Here is a 22,123-nt window from a genome sequence, read left to right as displayed (position 1 = left end):
CTATCACTGATGGCGAAGCGGCCCAAGACCTGGCTCCGCCGGCTGGGCTGGTTCGGCCTGCTGTGGCTGGCCGGTGTCGCGGCGGTCGGCACCGTCGCCCTGATCCTGCGCATGTGGATCGCCTGAACGCTGTCGTCAGGCCAGCGCGAAATCGATGAGGATCGTGTCACCCTCGCGCCGCGTTCCGACTGGCGTCAGCGCCAACGGCGCGGCAAAGCCCGGCATGTCGCCGACGATCGTGTGAAACTCGCCCCGTTCGCCACAGGGATCGACGTCCTCGGGCAGCCGGTCGAGGAAATCCGCATCCAACAAGGCCCCCGCCAGCGTCTCGGGCATCCGCGTCGCGTCCATCGCCACCACCCGTGCCCGGATGCCCTCGGCGATCATCCGCCGCGCCAAGGTCGTCGTGTCCAATCCCCACAGCGGGAAATGCGCCGTCAGTCCCAGGGCCGCGATCTGGGCTTCGCGGAAGGCGCGGATATCGGCCAGAAACAGGTCGCCGAAGACCCAGTCCCGAATGCCCTGATCCGCCAGCGACCGCGCGGCCTTTGCGAAGCGGTCCTGATAGATGTCATTGGGGCAGGGGTCGGGCAGGGGTATTTCGACCAGCGGCAACCCAAGCACCGCGGCCTGCGCGCGGATGATGGCGGTGCGCGTGCCGTGAACCTTGACCCGGTCCGCGCCCTCGACCGTCGTCGTCGCCAGCACACTCACGTCCAGCACCGGATCGCCCTGCAGGACGTGCAGCGCCATCGCGCTGTCCTTGCCAGACGACCACGACAGGACCGCAGGGCGGCGGGTCACGACAGGGCGGCCCGGATCGCGTCCAGCCCGTCGGTCAGGGCGGCGGGTCCCGGCTGGAGGATCAGCGGCGACTTGATCTCGACGATGCGGCCGTCGCGCACGGCGGGGATCCTGTCCCAGCCCGGCCGCGCCGCGATCTTCTCGGCCCGGACCTTCTTGCCGCACCACGAGGCGAGGATCACGTCGGGCGCGGCCCCGATCACCTGATCGGAGGTCAGGATGCGGTCACGTGCCGCGCCGCATCGTGCCAGTTCGGGAAAACATTCGCGCCCGCCCGCGATCTCGACCAGTTCGGAGACCCAGCGGATGCCCGAGATCATCGGCTCGTCCCATTCCTCGAAATAGACCCGCGGTTGGGCTCTGCCTGCTGTCGTCTCGGCCATGTCGGCCAGTCGTCGCACATAGCTGTCCGCCAGCGCCTCGGCCCGATCGGCGGCGCCGACGGTCGCGCCCAAGTGCCGGATCATCGCAAGGATGCCCGCGATGTCGCGCTGGTTGTAGGCTGTGACCGTGACACCCGCCCGGATCAGCTGGCCCACGATGTCCGCCTGCAGGTCCGAGAAGGTCAGCACCAGATCCGGCTCGAGCGCGAGGATCTTGGGTATGTCGGCCGAGGTGAAGGCCGAGACGCGCGGCTTTTCGTGCCGCACGCGGGCGGGCCTGACGGCATAGCCCGACACACCGACGATGCGGTGATCCTCGCCCAGAAGATACAGCGTCTCGACGGTCTCTTCTGTCAGGCAGACGATGCGTTCGGGCGGAAAGCGCCTCATGATTTGTCCCGCGCGTCGCTCGGCGCATTTTCGCAAGATGTCAGTCGCAGCGGCTGGATCGGTCGGGCGAGAGAGGCCATCAGCATCTCGCAGAAGATGCCGAGCGCGGGTGATGCGGGGACGGCGGGCGCGGCGCTGCGCAATGCCTGCTGCGCTTGTGCCGAGTAGGATTCGTCGCCGGGCAGGCGCGCGAGCCAGTGCAGATAGGCGAATTCGCCCAACTCGCGGGCGCGATCAGGCGGCATCGATCCCTGACCGATCCGTGCGATCACGTCCTCCGCCAGCGAAGCCGGCCTGTCCTGCGCCGTCGCGCCTGCGCTGGCGCAGGGCGGCACGTCCCGATCGACATGCGAGGTCATCTTTTCCATCTGTTCGCGTCCTTCCTCCGGTTCCGTCCGCCCGGGTTGACGTAAGACGCGTCTGCCGACGCGCCCCCGATGGCAGGTCTCCTGACTTGCGGGTCACCGCTTCCCCGACCCTTCCCGGCCAAGCGGGGCCAGTGGTCTTGTCGAGGTCGCTCACCGCCTACAGTTGCGGGGGCAGTCGCGGATTTGGAACCTTAGGGGCCCCGCACCGCATTCCCTATTCAGCCGACCCGAGGAGGGCCGGACACCATCGGTCACGACCCTGCCACGAGCGTCGCGACCTGTCCATCGAAAGCGCGAGCGTTCGCGCAAAGCAAACACCGGGTTCGCGACACCCTTGCTGTGCCGAACGCCTCGGGGCGCTTACCTGAAGACGAGACATCCTGAGACGAAAGGACCTGACCATGACCAAACCGCATATCGCCATCATCATCAGCTCGACCCGCGAGGCACGCTTTGCCGACAAGCCCGCGGCCTGGCTTCTGGAAAACGCGCAGAAGCGCGACGACATGACCTTCGAGCTGGTCGACCTGCGCGACTTCGACCTGCCGTTCTTCAACGAGAAGGCGTCGAATGCGTGGATGCCGTCCGAAGACCCCAAGGCGGTCGCCTGGCAGAAGAAGATCGCCGAATTCGACGGCTATCTGTTCGTGACCGCGGAATACAACCACTCGATCACCGGCGCTTTGAAGAACGCGCTGGACCAGGCCTACAACGAGTGGAATCGCAAGCCGATGGGCGCGATGGGCTATGGCGGGGTCGGTGCGGCGCGCGGGATCGAGCATCTGCGCGGCATCGCGGTCGAATTGCAGATGGTGCCCCTGCGCAACGCGGTGCATCTGGGCGGCGGCGAATTCATGAAGGTCAGCCCACTGGGCAAGAACGGCCCGATGTCCGAGGTGGACGAAATCCTGCAGCCCAGCCTGAAATCCACGCTGGATGAACTGGCATGGTGGGCCAACGCCACCAAGGCCGCGCGCAACGCGTGATCGGCAGGACATGAAAAAGGGGCGTCGCGATCATCGCGGCGCCCCTTTCGTTTGCGTGATCCGGTGTCAGTCGAGCGGCTTTAGCTTCGCCTCAATCTCGGCGCGGCGGTCCTCCAGGAAGGGCGGCAGCGACAGCGACTGACCCATCGTCTCGAAAGGTTCGTCCACATCGAAGCCGGGCCCGTCGGTGGCCAGCTCGAACAGGACGCCGCCCGGTTCGCGGAAGTAGAGCGAGCGGAAATAGAAGCGCTCGACCTCGCCGCTGCTGGGAACGCGGAACTCCTTCAGCCGCTCGGTCCAGCCGTGGATCGCTTCGACATCGGGCACGCGGAAGGCGACGTGGTGAACCGCGCCCGCGCCCTGCCGGGCCGTGGGCAGGCCCGGCTGGACCGCCACATGCAGCTCGGCGGCCGCGCCGCCTTCACCCATCTCGAAGACATGCACCTGCCCTTGGCCATCCGGGCTGGCATAGTCGCGCACGCGGCGCATGTTCATGACCCGCGTCAGCATCGCCTCGGTCGGGGCCAGTTCGGGAACCGAGATCGTGATCGGTCCCAGCCCGCGGATCTGATGCTCGGCCGCAACGGGGCTGTTGTCCCAAGGATGCGCGCCGGTGCTTTCGGCCGCGACCAGACGCAGGCGCTGCCCTTCGGGATCGTCGAAATCGAGGCTGGAGCGACCGTCCAGGGTGGTCACGCCGCCATGGTTCAGTCCCGCGTCGGCCAGACGGGCCGCCCAGAAGTCGAGGCTGTCGGGATCGACCCGCAGGCCGGTGCGGGTGATCGCGTTCGTTCCCCGCCGTTCAGGCGTGGCAGGCCAGTCGAAGAAGGTGATGTCGGTGCCCGGACTGCCCGCGCCATCGGCGTAGAACAGGTGATAGGCGGATGTGTCGTCCTGGTTCACCGTCTTCTTCACCCGGCGCAGGCCGAGCGTGTCGGTGTAGAAGCGGTTGTTGTCTGCTGCCCGCGCGGTGATCGCGGTCAGGTGGTGGATACCGGTCAGGTCCATGATGTGCCTCCGTTATGATGATCCCAATGTCGGGACCCGGGCCGCTCGGGACCAGACCCCGACCCGCGCACATGGTGTTCGACAAGGGCGAACGGCGCGGATATCGTTCGGACATGCGCTACGATCTGGATCAATTGACGACCTTCCTGACGGTGCTGGAGCTTGGCACGGTCACGGCGGCCTCGGTGCGGCTGAACCTGTCGAAATCCGTGGTCAGCAAGCGGATCAGCGATCTGGAACTGGAACTGGGCGCGGCGCTGTTTCGTCGCAACGCGGGCCGCATCATGCCGACCGAGGCGGCCGAGCGTCTGGCGCAGCGGCTGCGTCCGGCGCTGTCGGAGCTTTCGGCCACGGTCGAAAGCGCGGCATGGGGCGGTGATGAGCAATTGCGGGGAACGCTGTCGATCTCTGCCCCGATGAGCTTCGGCACGCTGTATCTCACCCCGATCCTCGCCGCCTTCGCGGCCGAACATCCCGGATTGCATCTGCGCATCGATCTGGACGACCGCGCCCACGATCTGGCGCGCGAAGGCTTCGATCTGGGCATCCGCATCGGGCCTGCCCGCGACGGCGCGCTGATGGCCCGCAAGCTGTGCGAGGATCAGGCGTTTCCCATCGCATCACCCGCCTTTCTGGAGCGCCACGGCCGTCCCGTCCGCCCCGAGGATCTGAACGGTCTGCCGGCGATCGGCTACGCCAACGTGAACACCGCGACGATGTGGCAGTTCCGGCTGGATCGCGGCAGCGTTCAGCCCGCCGTGCGCGAGGTCATCAGCGCCAACAACGGCGAAGCGATCCGCGATCTGGCCATCGCGGGCGCGGGCGTGGCGATCCTGCCGGGCTTCATCGTGGCGCGCTCGATCCGGGCCGGTCTGCTGGAGCGGTTGCTGCCCGACGTGCCGCTGCGCAACCTGCCGATCAACGCGGTCTGGCCGCCGGTCCAGCCGATGCCCGCAAAGCTGCGGGCGCTGATCGACCACCTGGCCGCTTCCTTCGCGGGCGGCTGTCCCTGGCAGCAGGATGCGGAGGCGGCGTGACCGAACGGCATCCCGAATTCTTCCTGCGCCTCTACCTGAAGGAAGGCGAGATGATCGGCCCGGGCAAGGCCGCGCTGCTGGACGGGATCGCGCAAACCGGCTCGATCTCGGCCGCGGGCCGCGCAATGGGCATGTCCTACAAGCGCGCCTGGACGCTGGTCGAGGCGATGAACGCGATGTTCCGCGAGCCTCTGGTCGAAAGCGCGCGCGGCGGGCCCGGCGGGGGCGGTGCGGCGCTGACGGAAACCGGGCAGCAGGTGCTGAACCTCTACCGTCAGATCCACGCTCAGGCGATGGCCGTGAACGAGGGGCGGCTGGCAGAGCTGAGGGGATTGCTGGCCGATATGTCCGATCGGAAATAACACTTGCGCGCCGGTGGCGCGCGGATATGTTCGGCGAGACATAACCAGAGGCTTTGCCATGACCCGTTTTCCCAGATCCCTTGCCCTGATCCTTGCCGCGACACTCGCGACACCCGCCGCCGCCGAGGATGTCGTCGTGTTCGCCGCTGCCTCGATGAAGACCGCGCTGGACCAGATCGCCACGGATTACGGTGAGCGGACGGGCGACCGGGTCACGGTCAGCTATGCGGGGTCGAACGCGCTGGCCCAGCAGATCATGCAGGGCGCGCCCGCGGACGTCTTCATCTCGGCATCGGTCGAGTGGATGGACGCGGTCGATGAGGCGGGCGAACTGGAACCGGGCACCCGCCGGGACCTGCTTGGCAACAGCCTCGTCCTGATCGCGCCCCAGGGCGGCGCCGAACCGGCGACACTGGACGACAGCACCGATCTGGCCGCGATGCTGGGTGGCGGAAAGCTGGCGATGGGGATGGTCGATTCCGTGCCGGCCGGACAATACGGAAAGGCCGCGCTGGAAAGCGTGAACCTGTGGAACAGTGTCGAAGACAGCGTCGCGCAGGCCGACAACGTCCGCGCGGCGCTGGCGCTGGTCGCGACCGGCGAGGCGCCGCTGGGCATCGTCTACGCGACCGACGCCGCCGCCGAACCTGCGGTCCAGGTCGTTGGCACCTTCGCAGAGGACACGCACCCCCCGATCACCTATCCCGCCGCGCTGGTGGCAAGGGCAGGGGACGCGGCGGCGTCTTTCCTCGACGCGCTGAGCGGTCCCGAAGCCGCGCAGGTGTTCGAAGGCGAGGGTTTCACGCTGATCCAGGCGGATGGCTGACTGGCTGACGCCCACGGAATGGGACGCGCTGCGCCTGTCGTTGCGCGTCTCGCTGTGGGCGACGCTGTGCAGTCTGCCGCTGGCCTTGCTGACCGCCCATGCACTGGCGCGCTGGCGCTTTCCGGGACGTGAGGTGCTGAACGGCCTCGTCCACCTGCCACTGGTGCTGCCGCCGGTGGTCACCGGCTATCTGCTGCTGCTGACCTTCGGAACGCGCGGTCCGATAGGCAGCGTCCTGCAGGATCTCGGCATCGTCTTCGCGTTCCGCTGGACCGGCGCGGCGCTGGCCGCCGCGATCATGGCCTTCCCGCTGATGGTGCGCGCGATCCGCCTGTCGGTCGAGGCGGTGGACCCGCGGCTGGAACAGGCGGCCGGCACGCTGGGCGCGTCGCGCGCATGGGTCTGGCTGACGGTCACGTTGCCCCTGATCCTGCCCGGCGTGATCGCGGGTGCAGTGCTGGCCTTTGCCAAGGCAATGGGCGAATTCGGCGCCACGATCACCTTTGTCTCGAACATCCCCGGCCAGACCCAGACCCTGCCATCTGCGATCTACGCCTTCCTTCAGGTGCCGGGGGGCGAAGGCTCTGCCGCGCGGCTGGTCGCGATCTCGGTCGCGGTGGCGATGGGTGCGCTGATCCTGTCGGAATGGCTGGCCCGCCGCGTCGCGCGCCGGGTGGCAGGCGCATGAGCCTGACCGTCACGCTGCAGCACCGCTTCGCGGGCTTCGACCTGGATCTGGCGTTTCAGGCGCCACCGGGCGTCACCGTGCTTTACGGCCCCTCGGGTTCTGGCAAGTCGACGGTGCTGGCGGCCATCGCCGGGCTGATGCGTCCCGATCACGCGCGGATCGCCATCGACGGCACCGTGCTGACTGACACCACGCGCGGCCTGTCCGTGCCGCCCCATCGCCGCCGTCTGGGGGTCATCTTTCAGGACGGGCGTCTGTTTCCGCACCTGTCCGTGCGCCGCAACCTGCGCTACGGGCGCTGGTTCGCGCCCCTTGGTTCCGATGCCGCGTCCGAGGATGCGGTGGTCGAGATGCTGGGCCTCGGCCCGCTGCTGGATCGGGCGCCCGCCAACCTGTCGGGCGGCGAGCGTCAGCGTGTCGCCATCGGCCGTGCGCTGCTATCCTCGCCGCGCCTGATCCTGGCCGATGAACCGCTGTCGGCACTGGACGGGGCGCTGAAGGCCGAGATCCTGCCCTATCTTGAACGGTTGCGGGACGAATGGCGGGTCCCGATCCTGTATGTCAGCCATCAGCCGTCCGAGGTGACGCGGCTGTCCACAACCATCGCGCTGATGCGCAACGGCCGGATCACCCGAATCGGTCCCGCGGCCGAGGTGATGGCCGATCCCGCGCTGGCCGGCGCGGGCCGCGATGCCGGCGCCTTCATCGAGGCGCGGGTCCGCGCCCATCACCCCGACGGCGTGACCGAACTGGATGCCGGCGGCCTGCCGCTGTTCCTGCCGACGCTTGCCGCGGCCCCCGGCGACCGGCTGCGCCTGCGCATCGCCGCCCCCGACGTGATGCTGGCGGCAGAGGCGCCGGGACAGATCTCGGCCCTGAACCTGCTTCCGGGCGTGGTTGACGGGATCCGGCAGGACGGGCATTCCGTCCTGGTCCGGCTGATGACCGATGCCGGACCGATCCTGTCACGGATCACCGAACGATCGGCCCGCGCGCTGCAAGTCCAGCCCGGCGCGCGACTGGTCGCGATCGTCAAGTCGTTCTCGCATGATGCGGGCGACATCGGCTCCGCGCATCGCTGAGGTTCCGCTTCCCCGCGCGCTGCGATAGTCTGCCGCGATCGTCACCCCCTGATCCGATCGGCCTCATCAATCATGCTCGACAAGCTGGAAATGTTCATCGCCGTCGCGAAAGAGGGCCATTTCGGTCGTGCGGCGCAAAGCCTCGGGATCACCCAGCCGACGCTGTCCACCGGCCTTAAGCAGCTCGAGGATCAGCTGGGCGTGCAGCTGGTCTTTCGCGGCTCGCGCTATGGCGGGCTGACGCCCGAGGGTCAGACCGCGCTGGTCTGGGCGCGCAAGATCGCGGGTGACGCGCGGCAATTGAAGGAAGAGATGCGGTTCAAGCGTCACGGCCTGTCGGGGCGGCTGCGCATCGCGGCGATCCCGACGGCGCTGACTTGGGCGGCGGAACTGGCCGCGATCTTCACCGATAAGCATCCGAACGTGCGCTTCACCATCCTGTCGCGCACCTCGGTCGAGATCCTGTCGATGCTCGACAATCTCGATGTCGATGCCGGCATCTCGTATCTCGACAACGAGCCGATGGGCCGCGTCAGCACCGAGCCGCTTTACGAGGAACGCTATCTGGTCGTGTGTTCCGCAAGCTCGCCCTTCGCCGCCAAGAAGTCGCTGCGCTGGCAGGATCTGGACGGGCAGAAGCTGTGCCTGCTGACCCCCGACATGCAGAACCGCCGGATCATCAACCGCAATTTCGAATCCCTGGGTGTTACGGCCGAGGCGACGATCGAATCCAATTCGACCGTTGTGCTTCTGGCGACCATCGCCCGCGGTGACTGGCTGACGGTCCTGCCCGAGGACATCGCCCGCTTTCTGGCCGAAGGGAAGGCGCTGAAGCTGATCCCGCTGTCCGGCCAGACCCCTGAACATACGGTCGGGCTGGTGGCGCCCTATCGTGAGCCGCACACCCCTGTTCTTGAGGAATTGCTGCGCGAGGCGCGGCGGCTTTCGGCGGCGAAACGATAGAGACTGTCAATCGACCAACGGAAAGCCTATATTGAATTCATATCATTGCACGTTAGGTTCCGGGAGGAGATAGAAGGGGGGCCAGCCATATGCAGTCAGCCAATCCGGCGTCCATCGACGAAATGCGCGCCATCATTGAAGAACATCTTGGGCTGGAAGGGCCGTTGTTGCCGATTCTGCACAGCCTGCAGGACACCTACGGCTGCATTCCCGAGGACTCGGTCGGCCTGATGGCCGAAGCTCTGAACCTGACCCGCGCCGAAGTGCATGGCGTCATCACCTTCTACCACGATTTCCGCAAGGCGCCGGCGGGCCGCCACGTCGTCAAGATCTGCCGGGCCGAAGCCTGCCAGTCGATGGGCGGGGCGAGCCTGGCCGAAGAGACGCTTACGAAGCTGGGCATCGACTGGCACGGCACCACGAAGAACGGCGCCGTCACGGTCGAGCCGGTCTATTGCCTGGGCCTCTGCGCCTGCGCACCGGCGATGATGGTGGACAAAAAGGTCCACGGCCGACTGGATCGCAGCCGTGTCGATGCCATTCTGGCGGAGGCGGGCGCATGAAGGTTTACATTTCCTCCGACAGCGCCGCGACCGCAGTGGGTGCCGATGATGTCGCCGCCGCGCTGACCAAACATGCCGCCGACAAGGGCATCGAGATCGAGCTGAAGCGGATCGGCTCGCGTGGGATGGCCTGGCTGGAGCCGCTGGTCGAGGTCGAGATCGATGGCGTCCGCCATGGCTTTGGCGGTGTCTCGCCCGACGATGTCGCCGCGGTTCTGGACAACAGCAGCGACAAGGCGCTTGGCCCGGTCGATGAGATCGAGTGGATGAAGCGCCAGACGCGGCTGACCTTCGCCCGCTGCGGCGTGATCGAGCCGCTGAACCTGGATGAATATCGTGCGCATGGTGGCTTGGTCGGCCTGACCCGCGCGACGTCGCTGACCGGCGGCGAGATCGTGCGGGAAGTCACCGACAGCGGCCTGCGCGGCCGCGGCGGTGCGGGCTTCCCCACCGGCATCAAGTGGAAGACCGTCCACGATGCCGTCGCGCCGCAGAAATACATCGTCTGCAACGCCGATGAAGGCGACAGCGGCACCTTCGCCGACCGCATGATCATGGAAGGCGATCCGTTCAGCCTGATCGAGGGCATGGCGATCGCCGGTCTCGCCGTCGGTGCGACGCGCGGCTACGTCTATCTGCGCTCCGAATACCCCGATGCGATCCGCGTGATGAACGCGGCGCTGGATATCGCGCGCCGCGAAGGCGTGCTGGGCGACAGCGTGATGGGATCGGGCCGGGCGTTCGACATGTGGGTCCGCGTCGGCGCGGGTGCCTATGTCTGCGGCGAGGAAACCAGCCTGCTCAACAGCCTCGAAGGCAAGCGCGGCACCGTTCGCGCCAAGCCCCCGCTGCCGGCGCTGGAAGGGTTCCTGGGCAAGCCGACGGTGGTCAACAACGTGATATCGCTGGCAACGGTGCCGGTCATCATGGAGCGCGGCGCCCAGAACTATGCCGATTTCGGGATCGGCCGTTCGCGCGGCACGGCGACCTTGCAGGTCGCGGGCAACGTGGCCCGCGGCGGTCTGTTCGAAACCGCTTTCGGCATGACGCTGGGCGAACTGGTCAACGAGATCGCCGGCGGCACCGCCAGCGGCCGCCCGGTCAAGGCGGTTCAGGTCGGCGGCCCGCTGGGTGCCTATATGCCGCTGTCGAAATTCGACACGCCGCTCGGCTATGAGGAATTCGACAAGGCGGGCGGCCTGATCGGCCATGCCGGTCTGGTCGTGTTCGACGACACCGCCGACATGCTGCAGATGGCGCGCTTCGCGATGGAATTCTGCGCCGTCGAATCCTGCGGCAAATGCACGCCCTGCCGGATCGGCGCCACCCGCGGGGTCGAGACGATCGACCGCATCGCGCGCGGCGACGAGGCAGCCAAGGTCATCCTCGCCGATCTGTGCGAGACGATGAAGGACGGCTCGCTCTGCGCGCTTGGCGGCTTTACCCCTTATCCTGTGATGTCGGCCGTGACCGAGTTCCCCGACGACTTCGCCACCGCAAAGGAGGCAGCGGAATGAAAGACTTCATCATCCCCCCGATGGACCTGCAGGACGACCGTGACATGGGCACCCCCGCCCGCGTCGGTGCGCCTGTCACCCTGACGATCGACGGCTTTTCGGTGACCGTGCCCGAAGGCACCAGCGTCATGCGCGCTTCGGCCGAGCTTGGGATCGACGTTCCCAAGCTCTGCGCCAGCGACAACATGGAAGCCTTCGGTTCGTGCCGTCTTTGCGTCGTGGAAATCGAAGGGCGCCGCGGCACCCCCGCTTCCTGCACCACGCCGGTGACGGAAGGCATGGTCGTCCACACCCAGTCCAGCAAGATCCGCAAGATCCGCAAGGGCGTGATGGAGCTCTACATCTCCGATCACCCGCTGGACTGCCTGACCTGCTCAGCCAACGGCGATTGCGAATTGCAGGACCAGGCCGGCGCCGTCGGCCTGCGCGAAGTGCGCTATACCTCGGGTGAGAACCATTACGATCCGGCGAACAACGGCACGCTGGCGCAGGGCGACGCCCGCGCGCGGGGCACCCGTGGCGCGGACGCCGCCGATCTGGGCAACCCGCTGTTCATCCCCAAGGACAATTCGAACCCGTATTTCACCTACGATCCCAGCAAGTGCATCGTCTGCTCGCGCTGCGTGCGGGCCTGCGAAGAGGTGCAGGGCACCTTCGCGCTGACGATCGAAGGCCGTGGTTTCGACAGCCGCGTCTCGGCCGGTGCTGCCGACGACAACTTCCTGACCTCGGATTGCGTCAGCTGCGGCGCCTGCGTGCAGGCCTGCCCGACAGCGACGCTTCAGGAAAAATCCGTGGCGGCGATGGGCACGCCGGAACGGTCGGTCATCACCACCTGCGCCTATTGCGGCGTCGGCTGTTCCTTCAAAGCGGAAATGCAGGGCGACGAACTGGTCCGCATGACGCCCTGGAAGCACGGCAAGGCCAACCGCGGTCATAGTTGCGTCAAGGGTCGCTTTGCCTATGGCTACGCGAACCATACCGACCGCATCCTGAACCCGATGATCCGCGACACGATCGACGAGCCGTGGCGCGAAGTGTCGTGGGAAGAGGCTCTGGGCTTCGCCGCCAAGCGGATGCGCGGCCTGCAGGAGAAGTACGGCAAGAAGTCGATCGGCGTGATCACCTCTTCGCGCTGCACGAACGAGGAAACCTACCTCGTCCAGAAGCTGACACGCGCCGTCTTCCACAACAACAACACCGACACCTGCGCCCGCGTCTGCCACTCGCCCACCGGCTACGGCCTGGGCCAGACCTACGGCACCTCGGCCGGGACGCAGGATTTCGACAGCGTCGAGCATACTGACGTTGCGATGATCATCGGCGCCAACCCGACCGACGGCCACCCGGTCTTCGCCAGCCGCCTGAAAAAGCGTCTGCGGGCCGGTGCAAAGCTGATCGTCGTCGATCCGCGCCGCATCGACATGGTGAAATCCGCGCATATCAGCGCACAGCATCACCTGCCGTTGCGTCCGGGCACGAACGTCGCCGTCGTTTCGGCGCTGGCGCATGTGATCGTGACCGAGAAGCTCTACGACGAGGCCTTCATCCGCGAGCGCTGCGACTGGAACGAATTCCAGGAATATGCGGAATTCATCTCGCAGGATCGTCACAGCCCGGAACAGACCGAAAGCCTGACCGGCGTTCCCTCGGCCGAGCTTCGCGCCGCGGCGCGGACCTATGCGACCGGCGGCAACGGGGCGATCTATTACGGCCTCGGCGTCACCGAACACTCGCAGGGTTCGACCACCGTGATGGGGATCGCCAACCTCGCCATGCTGACCGGCAATATCGGTCGGCGAGGCGTCGGCGTGAACCCGCTGCGCGGCCAGAACAACGTGCAGGGTTCGTGCGACATGGGTTCGTTCCCGCACGAACTGCCCGGCTATCGCCACGTCAAGCATCCCGACGTCCGTGCGATGTTCGAGGAAGTCTGGGGCGTTCCGATCGATCCCGAGCCGGGCCTGCGCATCCCGAACATGCTGGACGCGGCCGTCGAGGGCACGTTCAAGGGTCTTTACTGCCAGGGCGAGGACATTCTTCAGTCCGACCCGGACACGCATCACGTGGCGGCCGGTCTTGCGGCGATGGAATGCGTCATCGTCCACGACCTGTTCCTGAACGAGACCGCGAACTACGCGCATGTCTTCCTGCCGGGGTCGAGCTTCCTCGAAAAGGACGGCACCTTCACCAACGCCGAGCGCCGCATCAACCGCGTGCGTGAGGTGATGAAGCCCAAGAACGGCTATGCGGATTGGGAAATCACCCAGATGCTGGCCAACGCGATGGGCGCCAACTGGACCTACACGCATCCCAGCCAGATCATGGACGAGATCGCGGCGACCACGCCGTCCTTCGCGAACGTGACCTACGAATTGCTGGAAGAGCGCGGCTCGGTCCAGTGGCCCTGCAACGAAGAACATCCCGAAGGCACGCCCCTGATGCATGTCGACGGCTTCGTGCGCGGCAAGGGTCGTTTCGTGGTGACGGAATACATCGCGACGGACGAAAAGTCCGGCCCTCGCTTCCCGCTGCTGCTGACGACCGGGCGCATCCTGTCGCAGTACAACGTGGGCGCGCAGACCCGGCGGACCGACAATGTGATCTGGCATCAGGAAGACGTGCTGGAGATTCACCCCCATGACGCGGAAAGCCGCGGGGTGAACGAAGGCGACTGGATCAAGCTGGCCAGCCGCGCGGGCGAGACGACGCTGCGCGCGACGCTGACCGATCGGGTCAGCCCGGGCGTGGTCTACACCACCTTCCACCACCCGGTCACGCAGGCCAACGTCATCACCACCGACTTCTCGGACTGGGCGACGAACTGCCCGGAATACAAGGTGACGGCGGTTCAGGTCAGCCCGTCCAACGGTCCGACCGACTGGCAGGAGGAGTACAACGCCCAGGCCGAAATGTCGCGGCGGATCCTGCCCGCGGCGGAATAAGGCGATGGCCGACCGCTTCCCTCCAGCGGTCAGCAGCGCCGCCCTCTCGGTGCAGCGCGAGAATGCTTTGAACGTGCATCACGCGCTGCCCGAAGAGGTGCCCGTGGCGATGGTTTTCGATGCCAGCACGCTGGCCGTGATGATGGCCAGCCCCGCTGACATCGAGGATTTTGCCCGTGGCTTCGCCATCACCGAAGGCGTGATCACCGACCCATGCCAGATCGAGAAATTCGAGATCGCCGACCATCCGGCGGGGATCGAGGCGCGCTTCTGGCTGTCCGAGGATCGGCGCGATGCGCTGGCCGCGCGGCGCCGGCTTCTGGCTGGTCCGGTCGGCTGCGGATTGTGCGGGATCGACTCTCTGGCCGAGGCGATCCGTCCGCTGCCGCAGGTTGCGGATGACGGTCTTCGGCTCAGCCGCGATCAGGTTGCGGGCGCGACGGATCTGCTGCGCGATCTGCAGCCGCTGCACAACCAGACCCGCGCCACCCATGCGGCGGGGTTTCTGGTGCCGGGGCAGGGGATCGTGCTGGCCCGAGAGGATGTCGGCCGCCACAACGCGCTCGACAAGCTGATCGGGGCGATGTCGCGGCAGGGGATCGACCCGGCCTCCGGCGCCTTCGTGATGACCAGCCGCCTGTCGGTCGAACTGGTCCAGAAATGCGCGATCGCGGGCTGCCCCGCGATCATCGCCGTCTCGGCCCCCACGGCGCACGCCCTGCGTCTGGCCGAGGATGCCGGCATCACGCTGATAGCCCTAGCCCGCAACGGCGGCTTTTCCATCTTCACCCATCCTGAACGTATCCAGACGAAGGTTTCCGATGTCGCCTGAGAAAATGATCCACATGTGCAACCAGATCGCGAGCTTCTTCAAGACGCAGCCCAAGATCGACGCCGCGACCAGCATCGCGGGCCATCTGCACGATTTCTGGGAGCCGCGGATGCTGGCGCAGCTCATCGCCTACGTCCACGATGGCGGCGAAGGGCTCGACCCGCTGGTGATCGACGCGGTGGTGAACCACATCGAGCGGCCCGACCCCGAGGTCGAGGAATCCGAACGCGTCGCGGACCAAACCCCCACCGGCTGACCCGATCCGCGCAGGAAAAAGCCCCGCGCAGCGGCGACTGCGCGGGGCTTTCTGTTAAGCGGGCGTCTTAGCCCAGCACTTCCTCGATCGCGTCCTTCGTGGCGGCGACGATCTGGTCGGCCTCGCCCTTCGACAGGCAAAGCGGCGGCGCAAAGCCCAGGATATCGCCCTGCGGCATCGCGCGCGCGATCACGCCGCGCTTCAGCATCGCGGCGACGACCTTCGCGCCCTTGCCTTCCGATGCGTCGAAGAAGCGACGCTCGTCCCGGTCCGCGACCAGTTCGACCGCGCACAGCATCCCCTCGCCGCGCACTTCGCCGACATGGGCGTGATTGCCCACCGCGTCCTGCATCGCGCGGTTCAGGTAGGCACCGGTCTCGCCCGCGTTCTTCACCAGGCCCAGATCGTCGATCAGCTTCAGGTTCGCAATCCCCGCAGCCGCACCGATGGGATGCGCCGAATAGGTCCAGCCATGACCCAGGACGCCGTACTCGTCGGTCCCTTCGGTCAGCACATCCCACATCTTCTGGCCGACGATGCTCGCCGACAGCGGCGCATAGGCGCTGGTCAGCCCCTTGGCCGAGGTGATCAGGTCCGGCGTGATCCCATAGTGATCGCTGCCGAACATCGTGCCCAGACGTCCGAAGCCGGTGACGACCTCATCCGCGATCAGCAGGATGTCGTATTTCTCCAGCACGGCCTGGATCTTGGTCCAGTACCCTGCGGGCGGGGGAACGATGCCCCCGGTGCCCAGAACCGGCTCGCCGATGAAGGCCGCGATCGTCTCGGGCCCTTCGGCCTGGATCAGCGCATCCAGCTTCTGGGCGCAATAGGTCGAGAAATCTTCCTCGCTCATCCCATCCTCGGGGCGACGGAAGTAATAGGGCGCCTCGGTATGGATCACCTGCGCCAAGGGCAGGTCGAACTTCTTGTGAAACAGCTCCAGCCCGGTCAGGCTGCCGGTCATCAGGCCCGAGCCGTGGTATCCACGCCAGCGGCTGATGATCTTCTTCTTCTCGGGCCGGCCGAGGATGTTGTTGTAGTACCAGACCAGCTTGATGTTGGTCTCGTTCGCATCCGAGCCGCCCAGCCCGAAATAGACCCGTGCCATGCCCTTCGGCGCCCGGTCCATGACCATCTTGGCCAGCGTGATGTTCGCTTCCGATCCATGACCCGCATAGGCGTGGTAATAGGCAAGCTCATGAGCCTGTTTCGCGATCGCATCAGCGATTTCGGTTCGGCCATAGCCGACATTGACGCAATAGAGGCCCGCGAAGCCGTCCAGCAGCCGGTTGCCGTCACGGTCGGTGATGAAGCTGCCCTCACCCCCGGTCACGATCCGCTGCGGCGCTTCGCCGCGCGCGAATTGACCCAGGTGGGTCGAGGGGTGAAAGAAGCTCTCGCGGTCCCATTTGGCGAGTTCGTCGTTGGTCAGCATGTGGGGTCCTTTCTGAAATTTCGTGTGGGGGGGGCAGTTATAGGCCGCTCGGCGCTTCGCGCGTTCGCCGCTGAAAATGGTCCACTGGACCTTTTTCCGGGCGCGGCTCACCCCCAATCGCGGCAGACGTACTTGATCTCGGTAAAGGCCTCCAGACCCTGGCGCGCGCCTTCGCGGCCGATACCGGATTGCTTCATGCCGCCGAACGGAATCGGCGCGCCGGTGACCTTGGTGCGGTTCACCGCGACCATGCCGTACTGCAACGCCCGCGTCGCGCGATAGATCCGCCGCGGGTCGAGGCTGTGGACATAGGCCACCAGCCCGTATTCGCTGTCGTTGGCGCGGCGGTAGACCTCGTCCTCGTCGTCGAAGGGCGTCAGCGCGGCGACCGGGCCGAAGGTCTCCTCGCGCATGATCGCGGCCTCGTCAGGCACATCGGCCAGCACCGTCGGCTTGTAGAACAGCGGCCCCAGCGTCTCGTCGACCTCGCCCCCGGTCAGCAACCGCGCGCCTTTCTCCAGCGCGTCGGCGACATGCGCCTTCTGCTTGTCGATCTGCCGGTCGTGGATCAGCGGACCCAGATCGGGATCGTCCATGCCCATTCCAAGCGTCAGCTTTTCGACCGCGGCGGTGAATTTCTCGCAGAACGCGTCATAGACGGCGCGGTGGATGTAGAACCGGTTCGCGCCCAGACAATCCTGCCCGGACGTCGCGAACTTGGCCTTGATCGCCTCGGTCACGGCGCGGTCCAGATCGGCGTTCTGGAACACAATGAAGGGCGCATGCCCGCCCAGTTCCATCACCAGCCGCTTCACCGTGTCGGCCGACTGGCGATAAAGCAGCCGACCCACCTCGGTCGAGCCGGTGAAGGACAGCGCGCGCACCCGTTTGTCACCCGTCCATTCGCCCACGATCGTGGCGGCATCGCCGATCACCGTGTTGACGACGCCGTCCGGAAATCCGGCGCGCTGTGCCAGCACCGACAAGGCCAGTGCCGACAGCGGTGTCTCGGCCGAAGGGTGGATGACAACCGTGCAGCCGGCGCCAAGCGCGGCTGCGGCCTTGCGGGTGATCATCGCGCAGGGAAAGTTCCACGGCGTGATGAGCGCGGCGACACCCACCGGCTCGCGCCACAATTCGACCTCGGCATCGGCAAGATGGCTGGTGATGCCTTCGATATTCGGGCGCAGCGCCTCTTCGGCGTAGAACTGGACGAAGCTCGCGGCATAGTCGATCTCGCCCCGCGCTTCGCCGATGGGCTTGCCCTGTTCGGCGACCATGATCCGCGCAAGGTCTTCCTTCGCGTCGAGGATCAGGCGGTGCCACCGATGCAGGATCGCCGCGCGGTCCTGGGGCAGCATTCCCGACCAGGCGGGAAACGCGGCCTGCGCGGCATCGACCGCCTCGCGCGCCTGCGGGGCGCCGCTGATCGCAACCTGCGCCACCAACCCGCCGGTCGCGGGATCACGCACCGCAAGCCGCCCGTCGCCGGCAAAATCGCCGCGCCCCGGCAGCAGGTCCGCATCGTCCAGCAGATCGGGCAAACGGTCGGGCATCGTGTCGAGCATGGCGAAACTCCTTTGCATCATATGTGCAAGGATGGCGCCGACCACGGGGTGGATTTCACCAAAGACCGCCATCGCGGCAGAGGAATCCTCTGCAATGGCGCGGACAGCCGAGACTTTCCCTGCTGTTCTAGCCGCCCAGCAGCGGCGAGGCGGGCGGCGTTTCCTTCGCGGTCTTGGTCACGATGTAGCTGTAATACCGCCTGACGCCGGCCGGGCTTTCCAGCAGGCCGTCCATCAGGGCCTGGAAAGCCGCGACATCCTTTGCGATGACCTGCAGCAGGTAATCATGCCCGCCGCCCACGGCCCACGCACCAACGACCGCGTCCATCCGCGCCACCACACGCTCGAAGGTCTGGAAGCTTTCGGCCTTGTGGCTGTCCAGTTCCACCGTGACGAAGACCTGCACGTGCGGGCCAAGCGCGGCTAGGTCGATCTCGGCCCGGTAGCCGCGGATCAGGCCCGCCTCTTCCAGTCGCTTCATCCGTTCCCAGCAGGGGGTGGGTGACAGGTTCACGCGGCCTGCAAGCTCGGTCTTCGCGATGCGCCCCTCGCGCGTCAGGACGGCGAGAATGGCGATGTCGCGATCGTCGAGGCGCAGCTTGCTCATGTCCGCTTGTTGTCCCGACCCGGTGCTTTGTCAATCAGCGCGACCGTCGTCGGCACGCTGCCCATCCATGCGTCAGGACAGGTGCGGCAAAAAGCGCCTTGGAAAGGGTCGGAACCATTGTTCACGACCGGTTGTTTGACACCCAACGGCCGAATTGTCATGATTTCAACGTGAAAACTGACGTGGATGCCGTGTGGCCGGATCGTCGGCCACTCGCGGCGGCGGTCCCACCGGGTCCGTCCAAACCGAAAAGCAGGGCGCCCCGGCAACAGCCGCAGGGATCGCCCGCAACAGGAGGTTCAATGACCTATAAAGCGATCACGACCTACAAATCCCTCACCGCCGCCAGCGTTGTCGCGCTGATGCTCGGCGCAGGTGCCGCCAGCGCCGACACCTGGCGCTATGCCTTCGAAGAGGCGATGGAAGAGGTGCAGGGCAAGTACGCCCAGAAATTCAAGGAAGAGGTCGAGGCCAATTCCGACCATGAGGTACAGCTGTTCCCGTTCGGCACGCTGGGTGAATCCGCCGACATCATGGAACAGGCACAGTCGGGCATTCTGCAATTCGTGGACCAGTCGCCCGGCTTCACCGGCGCGCTGATCCCCGAGGCGCAGGTCTTCTTCGTGCCCTATCTGCTGCCCGCCGATGGCGAAGAGCTGAACACCTTCTTCCGCGAAAGCAAGGCGATCAAGGAGCTGTTCCCACCGCTTTACGTCGAGCAGGGCCTGGAACTGCTGACCATGTTCCCCGAAGGCGAGGTCATGATGACCACGCAAAACGCGGTCACCTCGCCCGAGGACCTGAACGAGGTGAAGTTCCGGGTGATGACCAATCCGCTTCTGGTCGAAAGCTATCAGGCCTTCGGCGCGACGCCGACGCCGCTTCCCTGGGGGGAAGTCTACGGCGCGCTGCAGACCGGCATCATCCAGGGTCAGGAAAACCCCGCCTTCTTCATCGAGTCGACGAAGATGTACGAGGTGACGGACCACATCACCCGCCTTGGCCACAACAACTTCACCACCGCGGTGATGGCCAACAAGGAATTCTATGACGGCCTGTCCGACGAGGACAAGGAAGTGGTCCAGAACGCCAGCCAGGCGGCCTTCGACTACATCCTCGAATACCAGCAGGGCCTGACCGAGGAATCGCTGGCCAAGATCAAGGAAGCGAAGCCCGACATCACGATCACCACGCTGACCGAAGAACAGCGCCAGCCGTTCATGGACACGGCGGAATCGGTCGAGGCGGAGTATCTCGAGATCGGCGGCGAACAGGCGCAGGCGATCCTTGACCAGATGAAGGCCGACCTCGAGATGGCGGCAGGCAGCGCCGGCGGCGAGGCCGCAGCGGAGGCCGGCACCGACACCGCGGCGGCCGAGGGCGAGATGGCCGAAGGCGAAGCTGCCGAAGGTGACGCCAGTGCCGAGCCCATGCCCGCCGAGGGCGAACAGCCGTCCAACTGAACGAACTTGATGGGCCCGGCCAATACGGTCGGGCCTTTTTCTTCACGGACAACCAACAGGCGGGGACAGCCTATGCCCAAACCCACGTCGCGGGACGATCAGGTCGACCCGGACATCATCGCTGCAGCCGAAGTCTCGGTCACGGATGACGACATCGACGATTCCACCTATCGCTCCGGCCTGCCGGGTCCGCTTGGGATCGTCGATGTCGCCATCGCCCGGATCGAGGCGGTTCTGCTCGCGGCAGGCGTTCTTCTGATGGCGATCAACACGATCGCCAATGTCGTCGGGCGCTACGTGTTCGGCGAAAGCATCTTCTTTTCCGAGGAACTGAACCAGGCATTGATCGTGCTGATCACCTTCGCGGGCATTTCCTATGCCGCGCGGCACGGGCGCCATATCCGTATGTCGGCTTTCTACGATGCGATGCCCTACGGGATGCGCAAGGCGATGATGATCCTGATCGCCGCGGTCACCGCCGCCGCGATGTTTCTTCTGGCCTGGTACGCCTTCGACTACGTCACCACGCAGGCCTCGCGGGGACGGGTGCTCCCGGCGCTGCAGATTCCGCAATGGTGGATCATCGTCTGGACGCCGCTGGGCTTTGCCCTGACCGGAATCCAGTACGCGCTGACCGCGGTGAAGAACCTGATCGAGCCAGAGATCTGGTTGTCGACCTCGACGCCCGACCAGCATGCGCCCGCACCCGGCAGCCCTGAAAACAAGGAGGCGCAGTCATGACCTGGGCCATCTTCGGCACGATGATCGTGCTGCTTCTTCTGGGCTTTCCGATGATGGTGCCGCTGATCGCGGGATCGCTGATCGGGTTCGTGGCGCTGTTCGGTGGCTTTTCCCAGCTCGACACGATGGTCCAGCAGGTGCTTGCGGGCATTCGTCCCGCCAGCCTGATCGCGGTACCGATGTTCATCTTCGCCGCCGACATCATGACGCGGGGACAATCGGCGACGCGGCTGATCGACCTCGTGATGGCCTTCGTCGGCCATCTGCGGGGCGGGCTGGCCGTCTCGACCGCCGCCGCCTGCACGCTGTTCGGGGCCGTCTCGGGCTCGACCCAGGCGACCGTGGTCGCGGTCGGCGGACCACTGCGCCCGCGGATGCTGAAAGCGGGCTACAAGGACAGCTTCACCCTGGCGCTGATCATCAACGCGTCCGACATCGCCTTTCTGATCCCGCCCTCCATCGGCATGATCATCTACGGCGTCGTCTCGGGTACCTCGATTTCCGAACTGTTCATCGCCGGCATCGGACCCGGTCTGCTGATCCTGCTGATGTTTTCGGTCTATTCGTGGTTCTATGCCAAGCGCCACAACGTTCCGACCGAACCGAAGGCCAGCTGGGGCGAGCGGCGCGACGCGATCCTGCGCGCCCTGTGGCCGCTGGGCTTCCCTGTCATCATCGTGGGCGGCATCTATGGCGGAATCTTCTCGCCGACCGAGGCTGCCGCGGCCTGCGTTCTCTACGCGCTGTTCCTGGAAATGATCATCTTTCGCGAAATGACGTTCAAACAGCTTTATGCCACCGCGAAATCGACGGGTCTGATCACCGCCGTGGTCTTCATCCTCGTCGGTGCCGGGGCCGCGTTCAGCTATGTCATCAGCTTTGCGCAGATCCCGCAGCAGATACTGGGCGCCATCGGCATCGACGAGATGGGGCAGTACGGCGTGCTCTTCACCATCTCGATCGCCTTCTTCATCGGCTGCATGTTCGTCGATCCGATCGTGGTGATCCTGATCCTGGTGCCGATTTTCGCACCGGTCGTGCAATCCGTCGGGCTGGACCCGGTTCTGGTCGGCACGATCATCACGCTGCAGGTGGCGATCGGTTCCGCGACGCCGCCCTTCGGCTGCGACATCTTTACGGCCATCGCGGTGTTCAAGCGCCCCTATGCCGAGGTCATCCGCGGCACGCCACCCTTCATCCTGATGTTGCTGACGGCCTCGGTGTTGCTGATCTTCTTCCCGCAGATCGCCCTGTTCCTGCGTGATCTCGCCTTCCCCGGCTCGGCGGGCTAGACCG

The 22,123-nt window shown here is 66.0% G+C and carries 23 protein-coding genes and 1 riboswitch; of the genes, 16 read left to right on the top strand and 7 right to left on the bottom strand.

What is annotated here, in order from left to right; translation table 11 throughout:
* Positions 1-9 precede the first annotated feature (9 nt).
* Positions 10-126, top strand: coding sequence for a DUF2474 family protein (locus MLD63_RS16115; protein ID WP_255330777.1), 117 nt, complete (start codon positions 10-12; stop codon positions 124-126).
* Positions 127-135: 9 nt separating this feature from the next.
* On the opposite strand, the gene MLD63_RS16110 is transcribed toward MLD63_RS16115, so the two are convergent.
* From MLD63_RS16110 to MLD63_RS16100, 3 genes are read right to left on the bottom strand one after another with little or no spacing between them, the layout of a single operon-like run.
* Complete coding sequence (locus tag MLD63_RS16110; RefSeq protein WP_255330942.1) at positions 136-804, bottom strand: Dph6-related ATP pyrophosphatase; 669 nt, start codon at positions 802-804, stop codon at positions 136-138.
* The gene (locus MLD63_RS16105; RefSeq protein ID WP_255330941.1) at positions 801-1,577 is read right to left on the bottom strand and encodes a cobalamin-binding protein; all 777 of its coding nucleotides are present in this window, start codon (positions 1,575-1,577) and stop codon (positions 801-803) included. Before MLD63_RS16105 ends, MLD63_RS16110 begins: the two co-directional genes overlap by 4 nt.
* Positions 1,574-1,945 (bottom strand): hypothetical protein, encoded by a 372-nt coding sequence (locus tag MLD63_RS16100; protein WP_255330940.1) that lies wholly within the window; start codon positions 1,943-1,945, stop codon positions 1,574-1,576. Before MLD63_RS16100 ends, MLD63_RS16105 begins: the two co-directional genes overlap by 4 nt.
* A gap of 54 nt (positions 1,946-1,999) precedes the next feature.
* Positions 2,000-2,209, bottom strand: a riboswitch (cobalamin riboswitch).
* A 137-nt stretch (positions 2,210-2,346) separates the two neighbouring features.
* Here MLD63_RS16100 and MLD63_RS16095 point away from each other — a divergent pair.
* Positions 2,347-2,931, top strand: coding sequence for an NADPH-dependent FMN reductase (locus MLD63_RS16095; RefSeq protein ID WP_255330939.1), 585 nt, complete (start codon positions 2,347-2,349; stop codon positions 2,929-2,931).
* A 66-nt stretch (positions 2,932-2,997) separates the two neighbouring features.
* Here the strand turns inward: MLD63_RS16095 and MLD63_RS16090 are convergent, their stop codons facing one another.
* Positions 2,998-3,939: a ring-cleaving dioxygenase gene (locus tag MLD63_RS16090; RefSeq protein WP_255330938.1), complete on the bottom strand. Its 942-nt coding sequence runs from the start codon at positions 3,937-3,939 to the stop codon at positions 2,998-3,000.
* Positions 3,940-4,010: 71 nt separating this feature from the next.
* Between MLD63_RS16090 and MLD63_RS16085 the strand changes: the two genes are divergently transcribed.
* The 11 genes from MLD63_RS16085 to MLD63_RS16035 all read left to right on the top strand — a co-directional run bounded on the left by MLD63_RS16085 (position 4,011) and on the right by MLD63_RS16035 (position 15,010).
* Positions 4,011-4,976: a LysR family transcriptional regulator gene (locus tag MLD63_RS16085; protein WP_255330937.1), complete on the top strand. Its 966-nt coding sequence runs from the start codon at positions 4,011-4,013 to the stop codon at positions 4,974-4,976.
* Complete coding sequence (locus tag MLD63_RS16080) at positions 4,973-5,338, top strand: winged helix-turn-helix domain-containing protein (protein ID WP_439957679.1); 366 nt, start codon at positions 4,973-4,975, stop codon at positions 5,336-5,338. The genes MLD63_RS16085 and MLD63_RS16080 overlap by 4 nt, the downstream gene beginning before the upstream one ends.
* Positions 5,339-5,396: 58 nt before the next feature.
* A complete protein-coding gene (gene modA / locus MLD63_RS16075; RefSeq protein WP_255330936.1) occupies positions 5,397-6,164 on the top strand; it encodes a molybdate ABC transporter substrate-binding protein in 768 nt (255 codons plus the stop codon).
* Positions 6,157-6,852, top strand: a complete 696-nt coding sequence (modB, locus tag MLD63_RS16070) for a molybdate ABC transporter permease subunit (protein WP_255330934.1) — start codon at positions 6,157-6,159, stop codon at positions 6,850-6,852. The genes modA and modB overlap by 8 nt, the downstream gene beginning before the upstream one ends.
* Positions 6,849-7,934 (top strand): molybdenum ABC transporter ATP-binding protein, encoded by a 1,086-nt coding sequence (gene modC / locus MLD63_RS16065; protein WP_255330933.1) that lies wholly within the window; start codon positions 6,849-6,851, stop codon positions 7,932-7,934. The genes modB and modC overlap by 4 nt, the downstream gene beginning before the upstream one ends.
* 72 nt (positions 7,935-8,006) lie before the next feature.
* Positions 8,007-8,897, top strand: a complete 891-nt coding sequence (locus MLD63_RS16060) for a LysR family transcriptional regulator (RefSeq protein WP_255330932.1) — start codon at positions 8,007-8,009, stop codon at positions 8,895-8,897.
* Positions 8,898-8,986: 89 nt separating this feature from the next.
* A complete protein-coding gene (locus MLD63_RS16055; protein ID WP_255330931.1) occupies positions 8,987-9,460 on the top strand; it encodes a formate dehydrogenase subunit gamma in 474 nt (157 codons plus the stop codon).
* On the top strand, positions 9,457-10,977 hold the full coding sequence (locus tag MLD63_RS16050) for an NADH-ubiquinone oxidoreductase-F iron-sulfur binding region domain-containing protein (protein ID WP_255330930.1): 1,521 nt from the start codon (positions 9,457-9,459) through the stop codon (positions 10,975-10,977). Before MLD63_RS16055 ends, MLD63_RS16050 begins: the two co-directional genes overlap by 4 nt.
* Positions 10,974-13,922, top strand: coding sequence for a formate dehydrogenase subunit alpha (fdhF, locus tag MLD63_RS16045; protein WP_255330928.1), 2,949 nt, complete (start codon positions 10,974-10,976; stop codon positions 13,920-13,922). The genes MLD63_RS16050 and fdhF overlap by 4 nt, the downstream gene beginning before the upstream one ends.
* 4 nt (positions 13,923-13,926) lie before the next feature.
* Positions 13,927-14,754 (top strand): formate dehydrogenase accessory sulfurtransferase FdhD, encoded by an 828-nt coding sequence (fdhD, locus tag MLD63_RS16040; protein ID WP_255330927.1) that lies wholly within the window; start codon positions 13,927-13,929, stop codon positions 14,752-14,754.
* On the top strand, positions 14,744-15,010 hold the full coding sequence (locus tag MLD63_RS16035; RefSeq protein ID WP_255330926.1) for a formate dehydrogenase subunit delta: 267 nt from the start codon (positions 14,744-14,746) through the stop codon (positions 15,008-15,010). The genes fdhD and MLD63_RS16035 overlap by 11 nt, the downstream gene beginning before the upstream one ends.
* A gap of 67 nt (positions 15,011-15,077) precedes the next feature.
* Here MLD63_RS16035 and MLD63_RS16030 read toward each other — a convergent pair whose 3' ends face one another.
* The 3 genes from MLD63_RS16030 to MLD63_RS16020 all read right to left on the bottom strand — a co-directional run bounded on the left by MLD63_RS16030 (position 15,078) and on the right by MLD63_RS16020 (position 18,623).
* Positions 15,078-16,448, bottom strand: coding sequence for an aspartate aminotransferase family protein (locus MLD63_RS16030; RefSeq protein WP_255330925.1), 1,371 nt, complete (start codon positions 16,446-16,448; stop codon positions 15,078-15,080).
* Between the two features lie 107 nt (positions 16,449-16,555).
* Positions 16,556-18,016, bottom strand: coding sequence for an NAD-dependent succinate-semialdehyde dehydrogenase (locus tag MLD63_RS16025; protein WP_255330924.1), 1,461 nt, complete (start codon positions 18,014-18,016; stop codon positions 16,556-16,558).
* Between the two features lie 127 nt (positions 18,017-18,143).
* A complete protein-coding gene (locus MLD63_RS16020; RefSeq protein ID WP_255330923.1) occupies positions 18,144-18,623 on the bottom strand; it encodes an Lrp/AsnC family transcriptional regulator in 480 nt (159 codons plus the stop codon).
* 302 nt (positions 18,624-18,925) lie between these two features.
* On the opposite strand from MLD63_RS16020, the gene MLD63_RS16015 reads away from it, so the two are divergent.
* The 3 genes from MLD63_RS16015 to MLD63_RS16005 all read left to right on the top strand — a co-directional run bounded on the left by MLD63_RS16015 (position 18,926) and on the right by MLD63_RS16005 (position 22,119).
* Complete coding sequence (locus tag MLD63_RS16015) at positions 18,926-20,086, top strand: TRAP transporter substrate-binding protein (protein ID WP_439957678.1); 1,161 nt, start codon at positions 18,926-18,928, stop codon at positions 20,084-20,086.
* A 72-nt stretch (positions 20,087-20,158) separates the two neighbouring features.
* Positions 20,159-20,827 carry a TRAP transporter small permease gene (locus MLD63_RS16010; protein ID WP_255330922.1) on the top strand — a complete coding sequence of 223 codons (669 nt, stop codon included), beginning with the start codon at positions 20,159-20,161 and terminating at the stop codon, positions 20,825-20,827.
* Positions 20,824-22,119: a TRAP transporter large permease gene (locus MLD63_RS16005; RefSeq protein WP_255330921.1), complete on the top strand. Its 1,296-nt coding sequence runs from the start codon at positions 20,824-20,826 to the stop codon at positions 22,117-22,119. The genes MLD63_RS16010 and MLD63_RS16005 overlap by 4 nt, the downstream gene beginning before the upstream one ends.
* Positions 22,120-22,123 lie beyond the last annotated feature (4 nt).

The sequence above is a fragment of the Paracoccus albicereus genome (genome assembly GCF_024359525.1).
GTDB lineage: Bacteria > Pseudomonadota > Alphaproteobacteria > Rhodobacterales > Rhodobacteraceae > Paracoccus > Paracoccus albicereus.
Note: the sequence above shows the minus strand (reverse complement) of the source record. Positions and strands in the feature narration are given on the sequence as shown.